The organism is Microcoleus sp. OTE_8_concoct_300 (assembly GCF_031383065.1).
Taxonomy (GTDB): Bacteria; Cyanobacteriota; Cyanobacteriia; order Cyanobacteriales; family Microcoleaceae; genus Microcoleus.
Window position 1 is genome coordinate 1 of sequence record NZ_JANMZH010000813.1, and the last position, 2,147, is coordinate 2,147.

At 44.2% G+C, this 2,147-nt stretch carries 2 protein-coding genes and 2 pseudogenes; 3 read left to right on the forward strand and 1 reads right to left on the reverse strand.

Annotated features, from left to right (window positions below):
* The 3 genes and pseudogenes from ACUVJL_RS36160 to msrA all read left to right on the forward strand — a co-directional run.
* Window positions 1–121: pseudogene (locus tag ACUVJL_RS36160) on the forward strand (IS5/IS1182 family transposase); the annotation flags it as partial.
* Between the two features lie 71 nt (window positions 122–192).
* Window positions 193–1,155: a DNA polymerase III subunit delta' gene (locus ACUVJL_RS36165; protein ID WP_445250225.1), complete on the forward strand. Its 963-nt coding sequence runs from the start codon at window positions 193–195 to the stop codon at window positions 1,153–1,155.
* Between the two features lie 27 nt (window positions 1,156–1,182).
* Window positions 1,183–1,668 carry a peptide-methionine (S)-S-oxide reductase MsrA gene (gene msrA / locus ACUVJL_RS36170; protein WP_445250226.1) on the forward strand — a complete coding sequence of 162 codons (486 nt, stop codon included), beginning with the start codon at window positions 1,183–1,185 and terminating at the stop codon, window positions 1,666–1,668.
* A gap of 345 nt (window positions 1,669–2,013) precedes the next feature.
* On the opposite strand, the pseudogene ACUVJL_RS36175 reads toward msrA, so the two are convergent.
* Window positions 2,014–2,147, reverse strand: a pseudogene (locus tag ACUVJL_RS36175) (photosystem II q(b) protein); the annotation flags it as partial.

Genomic DNA, 2,147 nt, shown 5'->3' on the forward strand with positions numbered 1-2,147 from the left:
ATTTAGAATACTTTCATCAAGATATCGGAATCGAAGAAGGCGCTTCGGATTAAGATTTAATTTGATCGCTGGTATTTATAATTATGAACTTTCTTTAAAGACTAAATTAGAGATCGCCTGAGACTTTCGCAAGAGGTCTAATTATTTAGCAGTCCGTTAAAACACAATAACCTTTTGGTATTATTAACAAACATGGATTATTTTACCTCATTAATCGGACAAGAGCGAGCAGTAGAATTGCTAACTCAAGCAGTCGAGCGAAACCGAATTGCTCCTGGTTATTTATTTGTCGGCTCTAACGGCATCGGCAAAAGTTTAGCTGCTCAGTGTTTCATAGAGCTTTTTTTTTCAGCAAATCTTCCCGAAAGGATATCGATAACCTCCGTGCAAAATCGCGTGAGGCAGCGAAATCATCCAGACTTACTTTGGGTTGAACCAACTTACATGAACCAAGGTAAACGGCTTTCGACAAAAGAAGCAGAGGAAGCCGGTTTAAAGCGGAAAGCACCGCCCCAAATTCGCTTAGAACAAGTTCGAGAAATCGGTGAATTTATCAGCAGACCACCGCTCGAAGCTGCGCGTTCAGTCGTAGTTTTGGAACAGGCAGAAACAATGGGTGAGGGAGCCGCTAACGGCTTGTTGAAAACATTGGAAGAACCTGGAAAAGCAGCGCTAATTTTAATTGCTCCGACCGTGGAAGTTTTGCTGCCAACTTTGATTTCCCGTTGTCAAAAAATCCAGTTTTATCGGCTGAATCCCCAAGCAATGGGGCAAGTTTTGCAGCAAGCGGGATTCGCGGAGATTTTATCGCATTCCGAGGTAATGGGGATGGCTCAGGGAAGTCCTGGGGAGGCAATTGCTATTTGGCAGCAACTGCAATCAATACCCGATGATTTGCTGCAAAAGGTGAAGCAGTTGCCTCAAAATCTGCGGTCTGCTTTGGAATTGGCCAAGGAAATTGATAAAACTTTAGATACTGAATCTCAGTTGTGGTTAATCGATTATTTACAGCACTGTTACTGGCAGCAATTTTTGGCAGGAGCAATTAGTCGATCGCCCTTAGAACCCTTGGAAAAAGCGCGACAATATTTGCTAAACTACGTACAGCCACGATTAGTTTGGGAATGCACACTGATGGGGATATGTCAAGCATAACCTAGTGCCAAGTTATATCCCAATACCATGAGTAACACAATGGAAAAAGCCACATTTGCCGCCGGTTGTTTTTGGGGAGTGGAACACAAGTTTCGCGCCGTTGCGGGTGTCGTCTCGACTGCTGCGGGCTACACCGGAGGTCACTGGCCCAATCCCTGCTACCTCGACGTTTGCGCCAGAGTCACCGGTCACGCTGAAGCCGTGCTGCTAGAGTACGATCGATCGCAGGTGAGTTACGAAGCACTGCTAGATGTATTCTGGAACTGTCACGATCCTACCCAAATCAATCGCCAAGGTCCCGACAGAGGCGAACAGTACAGGTCTGTGATTTTTTATCACAATTCCGAACAAGAAAAAGCCGCTCGCCTCTCCAAACACAAATTGCAAAGATCCGGTAAATACGACAAAGATATTGCCACCGAAATCAAACCTGCTGGTAAATTTTATATGGCAGAGGATTACCACCAGCAGTATATTGAGAAAAAGCGGCATTCGTCAGAAGTTATTACTTAACAAGTAGGCAGACGCGACAAAAAATCAAATATCGTAGGGGCCAGTAAGGCAATGATCTATACTAGCCGCCAGTTTATGATTAATGCAAAACCCGGCATTCCCGAGACCATGTTTATTTCCACCTACTTAGTAATAAATCATATCAATTCCGGTTGTATCGGAATGATTAAACCACAGAGGACACAGAGGACACAGAGAAAGATAAGAGAGAGATGCATAATTCCGATGTCAAAGGATTTGATATCATTAGTCATGAGTCAGAAAGAGATTTATTAAATTACATTTTCCCCAAACAAAAAGCGCCCCTATTTCTAGGAGCGCTTTTTGTTAATCGATAGCTAAAACTTAGCCGTTGATAGAAGGAGCAACCATTGCTACTGGGGTGACTTCACTAGCAGCCAAGTCGAGAGGGAAGTTGTGAGCGTTGCGCTCGTGCATCACTTCCATACCCAAGTTAGCGCGGTTGATGACATCAGCCC

Bases quoted from the DNA above. Each gene is read 5' to 3' on its own strand.
- ACUVJL_RS36165 (WP_445250225.1), top strand. From the start codon at position 193: ATGGATTATTTTACCTCATTAATCGGACAAGAGCGAGCAGTAGAATTG.
- msrA (WP_445250226.1), top strand. From the start codon at position 1,183: ATGAGTAACACAATGGAAAAAGCCACATTTGCCGCCGGTTGTTTTTGG.